The organism is Lujinxingia vulgaris (assembly GCF_007997015.1).
GTDB classification, from domain to species: Bacteria; Myxococcota_A; Bradymonadia; order Bradymonadales; family Bradymonadaceae; genus Lujinxingia; species Lujinxingia vulgaris.
The window spans coordinates 131,698-146,802 of sequence record NZ_VOSM01000009.1; the positions used below are offsets into that span (position 1 = coordinate 131,698).

The window sequence follows — 15,105 nt, forward strand, 5'->3', positions numbered from 1 at the left end:
GGGTCAAGCGGGCTTGACCTGAGGGAACCAAAAATCCCGTAACACCGCGTCATTGGCGGCGTTTCGGGCCGTCGTAAGCGGTAGTAATCCCCGGCGCCCAGGCTCAGGGAGTGCGGACCATACAGTAGGGGTGTCAACAGATCAAGGTGGAAATCGCCTTTTGTCCGCACCCCTTGCGGCCCATCGAAGGGTCAGTCCGGGTAGATGCCCATCATGCGGTTGATCAGGGCTACGCTGATCGCTCTGGGCACAATCTCGTAGTGCGAGAAGTGCATCGAGTAGCTGGCGCGACCCTGGCTGCGGCTGCGCAGATCGGTGGAGTAGCCGAACATCGCCGAGAGGGGCACCTGGGCGCTGATCACCTGTGATCCGGCGCGGGGCTCCATGCCACCGACCGATCCGCGGCGGGCGTTGATATCGCCGATCACATCACCCATGAACTCTTCGGGGGTGACGACCTCGACGCTCATCATCGGTTCGAGGAGCTGCGGATCGGCATCGCGGATGGCGGACTTGACGGCCATGAGCGCGCAGATCTTGAAAGCCAGCTCGTTGGAGTCGACCTCGTGGAAGGATCCATCGACGAGCTCAACGTGGATGTCGACGACGGGGTAGCCAGCGATCGCGCCGGCCTCGGTGGCTTCACGCACGCCGCGTTCGATCGCGCCGAAGAACTCTTTGGGGATGGCCCCGCCCTTAATGGACTCTTCGAAGGTGATGCCCTGGCCGCGCTCGTTGGGCGAGAGTTTGATCTCGACCTCGGCGAACATGCCCTTGCCACCGGACTGCTTCTCGAGTTTTTCACGGTGGGTGACGGTGTTTCCGACTGTTTCGCGGTAGGCGACCTGGGGTTTACCGACGTTGGCGCCGACTTTGAATTCGCGAAGCAGGCGATCGACGATGATCTCCAGGTGAAGTTCGCCCTGCCCTGCGATGATCGTCTGGCCGGTCTCTTCGTCGACTTTGACCTGGAAGCTGGGATCTTCGACAGCGAGTTTCTGGAGGCTGTCGGAGAGCTTGCCCTGGTCGGCGACGGTCTGCGGTTCGATGGCGATCTCGATGACCGGCTCGGGGAAGTCGATCGCTTCGAGGACCACCGGGTGATGCTCATCACTTAAGGTGTCGCCGGTGGTGGTGTTGCGCATGCCGACGACGGCGGCGATGTCGCCGGCGCGGACTTCATCGATCTCTTCGCGGCGGTTGGCGTGCATCAGGAGGATGCGGCCGATGCGCTCACGCTTACCTTTGGTGGCGTTGTAAGTGTAGCTGCCGCTGGAGAGCACCCCGGAGTAGACGCGGAAGTAGGTGAGGTGGCCCACGTAGGGATCACTCATGATCTTGAAGGCCAGCGCGCTGAAGGGCTCATCGTCGGAGGCCGCGCGGCGCACCATGTCATCTTCGCCGGGCTCGCCGAGACCTTCGGTCAGGCGCTTGTAGGCGTCGGGGGTGACGCCATCGATCGCCGGGACATCGACCGGGGCCGGGAGGTAGCGGATGACGGCGTCAAGCAGGGGCTGGACGCCTTTGTTTTTGTAGGCCGAGCCGCAGAAGACCGGCACGATCTCAAGCGCGAGCGTGCCCTTGCGCACGGCGCGACGGATCTCGTCTTCGGTGAGGGTTTCACCTTCGAGGTATTTGTCCATGAGCTCTTCGTCGAGCTCGGCGCAGATCTCCAGAAGTTCTTCGCGCGCGGCCTGGGCCTCGTCTTTGAGTTCTTCGGGGATCTCGAGGATGTCGTACTCGGCGCCGAGCGACTCATCGTGCCAGACGATGGCGCTCATGGTGACGAGATCGATGACGCCGCGGAAGCCGTCTTCGGCACCGATGGCGATCTGCATGCGCACCGGGCGGGCTTTGAGGCGATCGACCATCATCTGCACGACGCGATCGAGATCGGCGCCGATGCGGTCGAGTTTGTTGACGAAGGCGATCCGGGGGACCTTGTAGCGGTTGGCCTGGCGCCAGACCGTTTCGGACTGGGGCTCAACGCCGCCGACGCCGCAGAAGACCGCGATGGCACCGTCGAGCACGCGCAGCGAACGTTCGACTTCCATGGTGAAGTCGACGTGGCCGGGGGTGTCGATGATGTTGATGCGGTGTTTGACGTCGTTGGTCGACCAGTAGCAGGTGGTCGCGGCGCTGGTGATGGTGATGCCGCGCTCGCGCTCCTGCTCCATCCAGTCCATTTCGGCCGCGCCGTCGTGGACCTCGCCAATCTTATGCGACTTCCCTGTGTAGAAGAGGATGCGCTCGGTGGTCGTGGTCTTACCGGCGTCGATATGCGCCATGATGCCGATGTTGCGGGTCTTTTCGAGAGATAGACTTCGTGCCACGGTCGCCCTGCCTGTGTGAAGGTCGCAGTTGGGATCGCTTATGTCCCCGGTTCTCGGGGGAAGCGAGAGCAGATGGAGCGGGACTGGAAGGTGGATCATTCCAGCCCGAAGGAAAGTAAAACGCGAAGACCCGGTCAGGCCTTATCGGCTCGGAAGGGAGCGATAAGGACCTCACCGGGTCTTCGGAGGGCACCGTCCGATGCGCCTGATGGAGCATGTGCGCGTCGGGGGGAGCCCGGCGCGGGTATTACCAGCGGTAGTGCGCGAACGCGCGGTTGGCCTCGGCCATACGGTGCACGTTCTCTTTGTTACGCACGGCGGTGCCGCGGTTGTTCGACGCGTCGAGGATCTCGTTGGTGAGCTTGTCGACCATCGTCTTTTCGTTGCGGGCACGCGCGGCCTGGATCAGCCAGCGGATGGCCAGGGCGGTGCGGCGCTCGGGGCGGACTTCGACGGGCACCTGGTAGGTGGAACCACCGACGCGGCGCGAGCGAACTTCAACCATCGGACGCAGGTTGTCGATGCTGCGCTTGAAGACGCGGAGGGGATCTTCGCCACCAGTCTTCGACTCGATGACATCGAGGGTATCGTACATGATGCGTTCGGCGGTGGACTTCTTGCCGTCGCGCATCATGACGTTGACAAACTGGGTGATCAGCTTGTCGTTGAACTTGGGATCCGGGAGGATCGGGCGCTTCTGGACCACTCTTCTTCTTGGCATGACTTAAGCTCTCAATTCGTAGGTGCGAAGGCCCGACACAGGTCGCCAAAGCGAGCCACCGGGCGAAAAATCGCGAGAAATCCGGGGCGTTTTAGCGCGGCTTCTTGGTGCCGTACTTGCTGCGGCCCTGACGGCGGGACTGGACGCCGACGGCGTCGAGGGTGCCGCGAACGATGTGGTAGCGCACACCGGGCAAGTCTTTGACACGACCGCCACGGATGAGCACGACACTGTGCTCCTGGAGGTTGTGTCCCTCACCGGGGATGTAGCTGGTGACTTCCATACCGTTGGTCAGACGAACACGAGCGACCTTACGAAGCGCGGAGTTCGGCTTCTTGGGAGTCGTGGTGTAGACGCGGGTGCAGACACCACGCTTCTGCGGGCAGCTCTTAAGAGCCGGCGCCGTCGTCTTGGAGACAATCTTTTTGCGACCTTTGCGAACCAGTTGGTTAATCGTGGGCATACATGTACCTGTTTGTCGCACCTACGAGAGGCGCGTTGCACCATATCGGAGACATCACCGTCTGCGGGGCTGCTTACCCCATCGGATGGTGACGGGCAACTTAGAGCGGCGAATTTCGTTTGCGGAAGCCACCGAGGAGCGTGTGGTCGGGCATGACAAAGGCCAGACCGGGGGGCTTCGGACGGCGGATTATAGAAAGGCGTCTTGCGATGTCAAGCGTGGATCGTTGTGGAGCGGTGATCGAGGATCGCAAGGCATAGAGTGGCTACGCAGAAGATGGCGTGGGCGTTGGAGATCGGGGCGATGCGGGCCTCTTCCCGGTGAGAGCGTCCAGGGGGGTGTAGGTGGAGGGATCGCGGGCAAAGAGGCGCACGAGGTCGGGAGGAGTGCCGATCTCCAGCCAGGCGTGGCCTTCGGGGCGAGGCTTGAGGCGCAGGCCGACGATGAGCTTTGAGGGGATGCCGCGTCTGGCGAGCATGTGGCGGGCGGCCAGCGCGCGGGGGGCGCAGCGGGCGCCTGGGATAAGGCGGCTTGTGCGAAGAACGCTTTGCTCGATGGCAATAGCGAGCGCGTGATGCGCCTCGGGTAGTGAGGGGGCGCGATCGCGGCCGCGCCGGGGCAGGAGGCGATCGCTTGCGGCGCGCGCGCGATCCCAGCCGGTGGTTTCGATAAGAAGGTGTGCGGCGGCGACCAGGGCAAAAGCCTCTGCGTGGCGGACGCCGGCGGCGACGAGGCGTCGAAGGGGCATCAGTGCGCCTCGGCGTTGGTGCCCAGGGCGTGGGCGATGGCGTCGAGCTGGGTGAGGGTGTTTGCGCCGCGGCGAAACTCCACGCGGGTCAGTGGCGAGGTGCGCAGCAGGCGCATCGCGCGGCGAAAGCGGGCCTCGTCGGCAGCGGGATCGGCCTGGGAGAAGGCAAAACACTGGTCGAGGAGGAGCGCGGCGGCGTGTCCGCCGCGGGGTTGGGTCAGCTCGAAGTCACGATCGGAGTGCGGCTCGCCGCCCAGGCTGAAGAGGTGGGTCAGGGGCAGCGCGCGGCCGGAGGCGGGGGCGTCGGGGAGTACGAAGATGCGTTTGGGATCGGGCGAGGGTGTGGGAAGGCTTATGCTGGCCTCGGGGATGGCGTCCTGCGGGAGGGCCAGTCGGAGTGAGGGGGCGCCGGCCAGCAGGAGGCGTCGCTCGACATCGACGAGCACCAGATCGTCGGCCAGCAGTGTGGCGCCGCGACGCACAAGCCCCAGCGCAGTGGTGCTCTTGCCGGCGCCGGAGTCGCCGATGATGGCGATGGTGTCGCCGTCGGGAAGTCGCAGCGCGCTGCCGTGGAGGGCGACCAGGGGGCGATCGGTGGTGAGCAGCGCGATGGGGAGGACGATGCGTTCCAGCAGAGTGTCGAGCGCCCAGGCGGAGTTCTCGGGGGGCTCGTACGCGATCTGGTGGCTGGGAAGATCGAAGGCGAAGTGCCAGTCGGCGTAGGTGATCTCGCCCTGCCCTGCTGCGGATTGGAAGACTTCGAGGCGATCGCCGCCGGGGTGATCTTCGAGATCGTGGATGCGATCGCCCTCTATTGAAGGGCGATCGCGCTCTTCGATCGTCCAGATGCCCGTGTGATCTTCGCGCTCTGAGGAGGGGATCGGTGCGAAGTTCAGGGGGCGATCGCAGGCGATGGGCTGGTCGTAGATGCGGTAGTGGTTCAAGGCGCTCATGAGGTCTGGGTGTGCTCCAGCAGGAGGCCGGCACTCTGCAGAGCGCTCAAGAAGGCGAGGAGGTCTGTGCGGGCACGCTCGACGTCGATGGCGTAGGTCTGCTGGAGCAGCGCGATGAGCTCGGCGACCGTAGGGGCGTCTTCGCGGATGCGTTGCCACAGCAGCACGCCCTGGGCATTGAGACCAAAGCAGCGATCGCCGTTTAAGTCGAGGATGACGATCTGATCGTCGATCGCTTCGACGACGAGATCTTCGCGGGCGGTAAAACGCTGGGAGTCGGTGAAAGTCATGGGCGCAAAGCTCCGCGAGGCATCAGGGTTGGTAGAGATCGGGGGGACCGGGATGCAGGCAGCCCGCCTCCATCCAGAAGACGTGTTCGGGGTTGAGGCCTGCCGGCACGCGGTGCCCCAGATAGATCATGGTGAGCTTTCGGTCACGCAGCGCACTGAAGATGCGCGCGTTGAGCGACTCCTCAAGGTCGGTGGCCATCTGATCGATGATGATCAGGTCGGGATCTCGCAGTAGAGCACGAGCCAGCGCCACCCTCTTCTTCTGGCCGCCGGAAAGCCGCGCGCCACGCTCGCCCATCGGGGCATCGAGCCCGTCGGGGTGATCGTGCACAAAGTCTTGAAGACCGGCCAGCTTTAAGATGGCGTCGAGGTAAGGTTCGGCACGCCGGCGCTCTTCGGGGTTCATGGCGATGAAGAGGTTATCGCGCAGCGACCCGTCGAACAAAAAGATCTCCTGGCCCACATAGCCCACACGCCGGCGCAGCTCGGCCAGCGGCCACTGGCGAGCGTCGATGCCCTGGAGGATGACGCGGCCTTCTTCGGGATCGAAGAGGTTGAGGAGAAGTCGGCCCGTGGTGCTCTTGCCGGCTCCGGACGGCCCGAGGATCGCAACGGCTTCCGAGGGGGCGATCTCCAGGTCGAGACCCGCGATGACGCCCGGGGAGGTTGAGGAGGCCGCGATGTTTGAGGATGGGTAGGCAAAGCTCAGCGACTCGACGCGCACGGTCAGCGGGCCGGGCCGTGGGGTGAGTTGGGAGGGCTCGGCAGGCTTGCGAGGCTCGATGGCGAGGAGCGCGTCGATGCGCTCGGCGGCGGCGCGCGCGCCATGCCAGCCGTAGAGGATGCCGGGCACGCCACGCAGCGGTCCTAAGCAGCGGCCCACATAAAAATAAAAGACCACCAGGGTGCCTACGCTCAGGCTTCCGTCAATGACGTACTGGCCGCCGATGACGAGCGTTGCCAGGAGCACCAGCGAGAGGGCCAGGTCAACTGCGGGGCCCAGGCGCGCGCGGTGGCTGGCCAGGGCGAGCTCGGCAGCTTTGAGAGAGCGGCCGGCGTCCCGAACGCGGCGAGCAAAGATCTCGCGGGCCCCCAGGGCCTGAATGTCGGCGATCCCTGCCAGACCCTCGTGAAGCGAACTGTGCAGGGCGGCCATCGTCTCCAGACGCGCCCGGCTCATCGGCCGAACGCGTCGGCGGAAGATGTGCAAAAGAAGCCAACCTACAGGCAAGGGGATGGCGGCCAGGAGCGCCAGGCGAGGATCGAGCCAGATGAGGATCGCAGCGGTGCCGCCCACGCCGACCAGAAGCGAGGTGATGGCGGGGAGCACCGAGGTGGCGAGCTGTTTGATATGAAAGGTGTCGCTGTAGATGCGACTGACCAGCTCGCCGGTGCGCTGGGTGGCGAGGGTAGCGAGCGAGAGCTTCTGGACGTGCTGGAAGACCTCGTCGCGGGCGCCCTCCCAGAAGTCTTCGCCGGCGAGAGTGGCGTACCACTGGCCGCTGAAGCGGGTAAGCGCCCCCAGGGTGTAGAGGATGAGACCGGCAGCTCCCAGCGTCCAGAGCAGATCGGCGTTGGCCCGGGCGATGCCTTCGTCGATGGCCAGCTTGATCAGGTAGGGAGTGGCCAGGCCGATGATTTGCGAGACGATCAGCGAGGTGGTGGCCAGGATCAGCCAGCGGGGCCGGAAATGTCGGAGTAGTGCTTGGGGGGGCAATGCACCCTCCGGTGCGGGGCAAGCGGGTCAACGTCGCAGACCCTGATGAGGCGATCTCAGGGATCACCAAATCCGGTGCCTTCTCCGCCGCCGTCGTTTCCGGGGCCGCTGAACCCACGAATAAGTGAGCGCAGCTGCCCGAGTTCTTGCAACTGCGGCGGCTGATACGTCGCACGAGGAGCATCGGAGGGCGGACGTGTGTCGGACACCTGGTCAGAAGGCCTGGCATCGGAGCAGGACGTCGATGTATTGCGGGACATAAGCGTTTTCTCTCAACGGTTATTGGCACCGGGTTACACTGCGCCAGCCGAGTGCCGGCAAAGTGAGTGGGCAAGATAAACGTACACATTTGCATCGGGGAGGATGGCCCAAACGCAAAGTCGTGTCAAACCGTCAGCGCTTTACTGCACGGTCAGAAGCCAGGATTCGAACGAGGTGAGGTAGCGTGTGACCGCCGCCTCATAGCGCTTCTCGGGGGGAGCTCCCTGGCGAAGCCAGTCCAGAGCGACACGTCGTTGCTCGGCGGTGAATGGCGAGTGCGAGGGTGGCTGTTGAGACAGGGAGCAGGCCGCGCTCGGTGCAAAGAGGCGATGGAGTCCGCAGGCGACGACCTCGTCGAAGAGTCCACCTTTGGGGGCGAAGGTCAGCGCGTCGGGAGCGCGGTGGTGAAGGATCTTACGCAAATGCGCTTTGGGAAGTCCTCCGTGGCGCAGCTCGCCGGGGGAACTTGCGAGCATCGTTTCCCAGAGATCACGCTGCAGGAAAGGAAACGCCAGACGCACCCCCTGATCCCGGCGGTAGCGCTCGAAGGCGCGCATCGACGCCTCCCACTTCCACCCCTCCAGCAGACCCTGGCGTGGGTCGCTGTCGGGACGAAAGCGAGCCCGCCAACGCGTGAGAAGTCCCGTTCTTGCGGCGAGTACGCGAGCGGCCCGACGCCATCGCCGGCGCGTTGCGGCCTGGAGGAGAAGGGAGCGGAGAAGTTCCGGAGTGGCGTGAGCTGCGATCTGCTCCAGGTAATGAAGTTCGTTGGCGAAGAGGAGTTGATCGGCCCCGAACCCGAAGACGAGGGTGCAGGTGTCTGGGGCCATCCCCTTGCGCAGCGTAGCGAAAAAGTAGCGCATATAGGGAGCTTCCCAGACGACCACCGGTCCCCAGTCTTCAACGCCCGGGTTAGCGCGTTGCGGCGACCAGAGTTCGGGAGCTCCGATATCGACGAAGCGATGCGACGTGCGCCACCGATGAACCAAGGTCTCAATGGTAGGGCGTTCATCAAAGCCGGGATGGCGTGATGACACCATCGAGGCCGTGGCGAGGTTGCGATGGCCCTTCTGCTCACGAGCCAGCGCGACCAGTGAGGTGGAGTCGAGGCCACCGCTCAGCGTAAAGACAGGCCCCGGCTCCCGGATTGCGGCGCGGGTAGCATGTGCGAGCAGCTGGGCGAAGCGCTCTTCCGCGTGGTCGTCGTGCGGGCGCCCCGACCTCGGGTGCCGATTGCGGCTCCACAGCCTGTGCGTCGTCTCCCAGGTTCCCGCGACAAAGCGTCGCTCCTCGCCGGGGAAAAAACGTTGGACCCCGGGCCAGAAGTCGTCTCGGAGAGGCGCGTCTTGAGCGCGGGAGAAGTAGTGCCAGGCGTCTGGTGGCCGAAGAGGTGCTGAGAAGGGAGCCAGTAAGACCGGGCGAGTACTGACAAGGCCCCCCTCAGCCACCTGCTCCGGGTGCTTCGAGTGCACCAGGGGAACGCGCCCGAAGGCATCTCTGCGCACGCTGAGTTCGCGACGCCGTGCGTCCCATCGCAGGGCCACTGCCACTCCCAGGTCGGGAAGTTGAGCCAGCCCCCGGGCATGATGGCTACGCGACGTCAGATGGTGCAGTCGGGCGAGGCGCTGATGCATCGGTAACGTCGGGTCCAGCAGGGGTTCGCCCGCAGATGGAGGCCCCAGAATGCAGAGCCAGCCGGAGTTGTCCTGCGCGATCAGCGCGAGCTGATAGACGGCCGGCCCTCTGACGAGGATCTCCGGGGTGCCACAATGCCCCTGAATGAGGAGATCTCCGACGGGCAGGATAGCGCCTGGAAGCGTCGCCTTCAGCGGAACTTTCTCTTGCGCACTCATGCGTTTGGCCTACTCTACCCGCGAATAGCTGCGAACTGCGCTTATTTGAAGCGCGGATCAAGTCTACGTAGTCTCGGCGAAGCTCGGCAAGTGCTCACGTACGGTAAACACAATCAGCTCATGCCAGCCGGAGCCCCATAGAGCGTTCTCAAGGTACTGTCGACACGCGATGATCTAAAGCAGGCCAACAAACATATGGAAAACACAATGACAGAATCTGTACAGGCATGTCGGAGACTCGCCCCCAGGCGAGCTCATATGATTGCGATGGCGTTGCTTATGGCCGTGAGCGCCTGCAGCGGTGATGAGGGAGAGGCAACCACCACGCGCGTTCAAGCGCAGAATGAGTATGGAACGCCCGGGGAGACATACCGCCCCGAGGTGAGCAGCCGGTTCAAAGCGATGGCCCCCCCCGAGGAACTGGCAGCGGCCTGGCCTCAGGGTTTCGATGCGACTTCCGCAGGCTTAGAGGCGACGGTACTGGCCCTTGGCGATGTCACCATCGGGTCAGACGGCGAAATCACGATCGAGCCGACGCCGGGGCTCTATGCCAGCGGGAAGCCGATCGTCCAGAACTGGGACTATCATTTCGCACTGGCGGGGGTGGGCCGAGGTGACACGACCGTTGATGTGGGCAAGGTAGAGGGACGCCTTCAAGATAGCTCCGAGGCCCATCTGGAGTACGCCGGGGGCGTGCGCGTGAGCCTGGAGCATCGCGCCACCGGGCTCAAACTTTTTACCACACTCTCGGAGCCTCCCCGCGGCAAGGGTCCGGTGCGCGTGGATTTCGCTCACCATGGGCGGATGAAGACCTACCAGAGCGATAAGGGCGACCTGGAAGTTCTGCATGACGGGGAGGTGGTCTTTCGTTGGTCGGGAGTCATCGCCTACGACGCACGCCATAATGAGGTGCCGGTCCGTCTTGCGAGCGATGATTCCCGCTTCTGGTTTGAGGTCGATGATCGCGACGCGGTTTACCCGCTGACGATCGACCCTCTGGCGAGCCAGCCGATCTGGGAGGGCTCCTCCACCCAGCCCAACTCCAACTTTGCCGACAGCATCAGTCAGCCCCGAGATGTCAACGGCGATGGCGTGGCCGACATTGCCATCAGCCAGTCCAACTATTCGGTAAGTCAATCGCTGCAGGGGCGCGCGCTGGTCTACCTGGGCAACGCCAACGGCTTTGGAAATACCGCTGGATTTGTGGTGGTCGGAGACACGCCCAACGAACAACTCAGCATCGGGCTCTCGATCAGCGGCGATGCCAACGAGGACGGCTGCCACGAACTCGTGGTCGGCTCGCCGGGTTACAACGGCGGCTTCGGACGCGTGCTGATGTTCCGGCCCTTTGAGTGCGCCTCGGGTGCGCTTAACCCCTCGCCACTGGTCTGGTCTCGAGAGTCGCCGACTCTGGCAGGCCTTGGGCGCTCGCTGAGCGTAGGCGACTACGACTGCAACGGTCAGGATGATTTGCTGGTGGGAGCTCCCAGCCAAACCGCTGTCAATGACAATGCCACATACAACCTTGCCGGCGAGGTTCAGATCTACCACCACGATGCCGCCAGCGGCATCTACGAGTCGACGCCGGGCTTTCGCTACCAGGAAAACACTCAGGGGCTCGCCCTGGGGTGGACCGTTCAGACCCTTCCCGACACCCGCGGCTCCTCCTCGACCTGCGACAGCTTCGCGGTGGGTACGCCCTACCCCTCGGGCTTCACCGGTGCCGTGTTCATCTTTGACCATGACGCCAGCAACGCGATCGCTCTGCCCCCCACTCGCCTCAACGGCCCGAACAGCGGCAGCAGCTTCGGGGTCAGCCTGGATACCATGCCCAGCCCCAACGGCACCCGGATCAACGGACGTCGCATCGACGCCCTGGTCGTCGGTGCCGGTGGAGGCGGAGGTGGCTTCGGCTCGGTCTCGATCTATGAGTGGGACACCGCCAGCAGCGCCTACCAGCAGGTCTGGACGGTCAACGCTCCGCACGCCGGCGCACGTTTTGGTCAGCGCATCGCCGCCAACGGTGACTTCAATAACGATGGCCACCGCGACCTGGCCGTGGGCGCCTACAACCTGCAAAACGAAGCCGGGGTCGCCGAGGGCGGCGTGCTGGTCTATCTGGGCTCTCCTGACGGGCTGCGTAACACCCCGGACTGGACGCTTCTCTCGGGTCAGGCGGGCTCGGAGTTTGGAATCGCGGTGCGAGGCATCGACGATCTGACCGGCGATGGCAACGACGAGCTGCTGGTGGGCGCGCGCGCCTACGATGGGCTGATCGCCAATGGTGGTCAGATCTTTATGTATCCGGGGCGCGACAACTGCTTTATCGGCGGGGAGTTCTATTCGGAGGGCGATGCCAACCCGGATAACGGGTGTGAGCTCTGCGATCCGGCGCAGTCGACCAGCGGGTGGTCCAACGCCGCCGACGGGCTTGCCTGTGGTGATGGGGGTGACTCCTGCACGGTGGCGACCTGCCAGGCCGGTCAGTGCACCGGCACCCAGATCGATTGCAACGATGGCAACCCCTGCACCCAGGATAGCTGCGATCCGATCGAGGGTTGTGTCTATGAGACTGCGCCGCAGGATGGTGAAGTCTGTGAAGACGACGGGCTGAGCTGCACCGGTGATGTGTGTCAGGACGGTGCGTGCACCCACCCGATCAATAGTGGATGCTTGATCTCGGAGACCTGCTACCCCTCCGGGGCGACCAACCCCTCGGCGGAGTGTTTCGTATGCGATCCGCAGCAGTCGACGACGAGCTGGAGTCCGAAGGCGGCCGGTTCGGCGTGTGATAACGGGCTCTTCTGCACGATCAACGATACCTGCAACGCGGTCGGCCAGTGTGAAGCTGGCGAGGCGCGCGTCTGTGAAACCGAGCAGTGCTACGGCGGGGTGGTCTGCTCCAACGCGGCGCGTGCCTGTGTGCCGACGCAGCCGCAGACGGGCACCTCCTGCGACGACGGCAACCTCTGCACCACCGGCGATACCTGCCAGGCGGGTAGCTGTGAGGCTGGCGAGGTTGTGGACTGCAGCGCCGAAGGCGGCGCCTGCGCCGTGGGTGTGTGCAACCCGGAGACGGGCGCCTGTGAGAGTGAGCCGCTGGCCGATGGCAGCAGCTGCGATACCGGCGATGTATGCACCAGCGGCGTCTGCGAGAGCGGCGTCTGCCAGGCCGGCGCGCCGGTGACCTGCGATGATAACAACCCCTGCACGGTGGGGAGCTGCGACGCGGTGGAAGGCTGCGTGTTTGAGCCTGTCGCCGACGGTCTGAGCTGCCAGGCGCCCTTCTGCCAGAGTGAGACCGAGCTTGTGGGTGCGGGCCAGTGTGTCAGCGGCGGCTGTGCGGCCGGTGCGCTCGTCGACTGCGCGCCCTTCCGCTGTGATACCGGCGCCTGCCTCACCACCTGTGAGAGTGACGAGGATTGCGCCGAAGGTGCCTACTGCGATGAAGCTGGCGCGTGCTCCACGGAGAATCGCGCGCCGGAGGCCGACGCTGGCAGCGACCAGTCGGTGGGCAGTGAGGCAGACGTCACCCTCGACGGCACCGCCAGCAGCGACCCGGACGAGGATGAGCTGAGCTTTGCCTGGACGCAGCTCGACGGTCCGACGGTGGAGCTTGATGACGCCAGCTCGGCCGCCCCGATGTTTGTGGCGCCGACGCTTGAGGCCGGTGAGGAGGTCGTGCTGATCTTTGAGCTGGTGGTCAGCGATGGCGAGCTCGACAGCGAGCCGGACACCACCGAGGTACTCGTCACCAACGATGAGAACCGCCCGCCGGTCGCGCTGATTGAAGGTCCGAGCGAAGCGAGCGCTGGCGAGACGATCCTGCTCGACGGGGCCGGCTCCAGCGATCCGGATGGCGACGCGATCCAGTCCCACCAGTGGAGTCTGGTGGATGGGCAGCCCTTCCCGACGATCTCGCAGACCGATCGGGAGAGCGCGGTCAACGTGACCTTCCCCGAGACGCTCAGTGAGACGACGACCTACCGCTTCGGGCTCATCGTCAGCGATGGCATGGCCAACAGCCCGCGTGAGGTGCATGAGGTTGTGGTGGAGCCGGTGGAGATTCCGGTGGAGCCGGGGCCCGACGCCGGTGGTGATGCAGGTGACGATGCGGGCGGTGATGCTGGCGGCGATGCCGGCGATGCCGGCTTAGACGCCGGGGTTGATGACGCGGGCCAACCGCAGGCGCTTCGCGGTAGCCTCGCCGGTTCCGGCTGCGTCTGCAGCTCCAGCTCGCAGCAGGGCGACCCGGGCTTCTTCCTCTTTGCGGCGGCCCTGGGGCTGATGTGGTGGCGTCGACGTGAGGCGGGCCTGTGAGGCACCCGAACACTCAAAAAAAGGTCGCAGCGGCATTGCTGGTGGGGGGGACGCTGCTGGCGGCAGGGTGTGGTCAGGAGCCTCGGAGTGTTGAGGGGCTCGGGGAGCCGGAAGAGGCGCAGGTCACGGTGTACAACCGCTCGCACGATGTGGTGCCGCTCAATGTTCAGTCGTTGCGCGGGGATCTGGCGGTCGATTGCGAGTTGGTCTCCGGGCGCATGTCTGAGTTTTTGCGCAACGAGCATCTGACGAACAGCATCTCGATCGAGCGGCTCTACTCCGGCCAGGAGACGCGGCTCTACGGATCGTTATCAACACGCGGCTCGGAGGGATGCCAGCTCAGCATGCTGCGGACCTCCGATGGCCGGGTGGAAGATGTGGTGGTGTCGTGGCCTTTCGGGCTGGAGACCAAGTCCTTTTATCGGGATGTGGATGCGCCGGCCGATGTGCCCACCGGTGAGAACACGGTGGTGCTCCGGGCGGACTACTCCGAGACGCCTCTCTCGGAGCGGCGTGCCTGGCGCAGCCGGCCGTGCAGTGGCGAGTTGAGCACGTGCACCGAGGCTGAACAGAATGAGGCGCTGTCGCCTCCCCCGGGAGCGGTCTACTCCTGGGAGTCGGTCGGTGAGGCGGTGGAGTTGAGCGCCTGGGAGGCGTCGTCGATTGAGGAGGTGGCGCTGAGCGCCGAGGTCGATGAGGGAAGTTGTTCCACGGGGATCGCCGGGCCGGGGCTGCGCTGGAGTTACCCCCCGAGTGGGGGGGAGTGGCAGGTGCTCTCGGTGGAGCCTGCGATGGAAGCGGGATGCTTCGATGTCTGGCTGAAGAGTGATGCCGAGGAGCGCGACTGGCAGATCTGTGGCAGCGAGCGCCTGGCCAACCGCCTGACGCCTAACAGCGACTTGAACCCGCTCTTTGTGCAGTTCTTTGTGGATATTGCCGCGCCCAACGGTGATGGCGAGGTCGCGTACGCGAACATCTCCATCGACCTGGAGCGCGAGAATCAGGCCGGGGAGGTGGTGGAGGTAGAGACCATCGATCTGGTGCGGGGCTACAGCATTCCCTCGCATCTGGCGCTCGATTACAGCGCGCGCCTCAGCGAGGGATGCCAGGTGGGTCGCGAGAGCGCAGCGTGCCTGCAGCTGAGCTCGCCACTGACACTGGGGTTGCAGACTGAGACGGGCCTTCTCAATGTGGTCCCTGGCGAGACGGTGGCGCTGGGCAGTGAGACGACCCGGCGCGTGGAGCTTGTGCGCGGGATGCACCGCGTGATCGTCGATCAGGGGTGTAGTGAAGACCTGACGGGGCTTCCGGGCGTTGATCGGGTGGGGCCTTATCTGGAGCTTGTGTACTACTCGGGCGTGACTTCGCTGGAGAACTAAGAAGCCCCCGAAAACATTTTAAGTTCAGCAGGTTAAGGCGCCCCAATGCTTCATCGGGGCGTCTTTT

The 15,105-nt window shown here is 64.6% G+C and carries 10 protein-coding genes; 2 read left to right on the plus strand and 8 right to left on the minus strand.

The features are described 5' to 3' along the window. Nucleotides 1-191: 191 nt before the first annotated feature. From fusA to FRC98_RS16545, 8 genes are all read right to left on the minus strand, one after another. The gene (gene fusA, locus FRC98_RS16510; RefSeq protein ID WP_146982535.1) at nt 192-2,333 is read right to left on the minus strand and encodes an elongation factor G; all 2,142 of its coding nucleotides are present in this window, start codon (nt 2,331-2,333) and stop codon (nt 192-194) included. 247 nt (nt 2,334-2,580) lie between these two features. After that, nucleotides 2,581-3,054: a 30S ribosomal protein S7 gene (rpsG, locus tag FRC98_RS16515; RefSeq protein WP_115604735.1), complete on the minus strand. Its 474-nt coding sequence runs from the start codon at nt 3,052-3,054 to the stop codon at nt 2,581-2,583. 91 nt (nt 3,055-3,145) lie between these two features. After that, a complete protein-coding gene (rpsL, locus tag FRC98_RS16520) occupies nt 3,146-3,517 on the minus strand; it encodes a 30S ribosomal protein S12 (protein ID WP_115604737.1) in 372 nt (123 codons plus the stop codon). Between the two features lie 265 nt (nt 3,518-3,782). Continuing rightward, the gene (locus FRC98_RS16525) at nt 3,783-4,265 is read right to left on the minus strand and encodes a lasso peptide biosynthesis B2 protein (RefSeq protein WP_146982536.1); all 483 of its coding nucleotides are present in this window, start codon (nt 4,263-4,265) and stop codon (nt 3,783-3,785) included. Beyond that, nucleotides 4,265-5,218 carry an HPr kinase/phosphorylase gene (locus FRC98_RS16530; protein WP_146982537.1) on the minus strand — a complete coding sequence of 318 codons (954 nt, stop codon included), beginning with the start codon at nt 5,216-5,218 and terminating at the stop codon, nt 4,265-4,267. The genes FRC98_RS16525 and FRC98_RS16530 overlap by 1 nt, the downstream gene beginning before the upstream one ends. Next, nucleotides 5,215-5,508 carry a PqqD family protein gene (locus FRC98_RS16535; protein ID WP_146982538.1) on the minus strand — a complete coding sequence of 98 codons (294 nt, stop codon included), beginning with the start codon at nt 5,506-5,508 and terminating at the stop codon, nt 5,215-5,217. The genes FRC98_RS16530 and FRC98_RS16535 overlap by 4 nt, the downstream gene beginning before the upstream one ends. 22 nt (nt 5,509-5,530) lie before the next feature. Then, nucleotides 5,531-7,225, minus strand: a complete 1,695-nt coding sequence (locus FRC98_RS16540) for an ABC transporter ATP-binding protein (protein WP_146982539.1) — start codon at nt 7,223-7,225, stop codon at nt 5,531-5,533. Between the two features lie 401 nt (nt 7,226-7,626). Continuing rightward, on the minus strand, nt 7,627-9,339 hold the full coding sequence (locus tag FRC98_RS16545; protein WP_146982540.1) for an asparagine synthase-related protein: 1,713 nt from the start codon (nt 9,337-9,339) through the stop codon (nt 7,627-7,629). 402 nt (nt 9,340-9,741) lie between these two features. Here FRC98_RS16545 and FRC98_RS16550 point away from each other — a divergent pair, with 402 nt between their 5' ends. After that, nucleotides 9,742-13,659, plus strand: coding sequence for a PKD domain-containing protein (locus FRC98_RS16550; protein WP_230467699.1), 3,918 nt, complete (start codon nt 9,742-9,744; stop codon nt 13,657-13,659). Further along, nucleotides 13,656-15,038 (plus strand): hypothetical protein, encoded by a 1,383-nt coding sequence (locus tag FRC98_RS16555; protein WP_146982542.1) that lies wholly within the window; start codon nt 13,656-13,658, stop codon nt 15,036-15,038. Before FRC98_RS16550 ends, FRC98_RS16555 begins: the two co-directional genes overlap by 4 nt. The last annotated feature ends 67 nt before the right edge of the window (nt 15,039-15,105 follow it).

Excerpts from the sequence above, each read along its gene's own strand:
- FRC98_RS16545 (WP_146982540.1), bottom strand. The coding sequence starts at position 9,339 with ATGAGTGCGCAAGAGAAAGTTCCGCTGAAGGCGACGCTTCCAGGCGCT.
- FRC98_RS16525 (WP_146982536.1), bottom strand. The coding sequence starts at position 4,265 with ATGCCCCTTCGACGCCTCGTCGCCGCCGGCGTCCGCCACGCAGAGGCT.
- rpsL (WP_115604737.1), bottom strand. The coding sequence starts at position 3,517 with ATGCCCACGATTAACCAACTGGTTCGCAAAGGTCGCAAAAAGATTGTC.
- FRC98_RS16530 (WP_146982537.1), bottom strand. The coding sequence starts at position 5,218 with ATGAGCGCCTTGAACCACTACCGCATCTACGACCAGCCCATCGCCTGC.
- FRC98_RS16550 (WP_230467699.1), top strand. The coding sequence starts at position 9,742 with ATGGCCCCCCCCGAGGAACTGGCAGCGGCCTGGCCTCAGGGTTTCGAT.
- FRC98_RS16535 (WP_146982538.1), bottom strand. The coding sequence starts at position 5,508 with ATGACTTTCACCGACTCCCAGCGTTTTACCGCCCGCGAAGATCTCGTC.
- rpsG (WP_115604735.1), bottom strand. The coding sequence starts at position 3,054 with ATGCCAAGAAGAAGAGTGGTCCAGAAGCGCCCGATCCTCCCGGATCCC.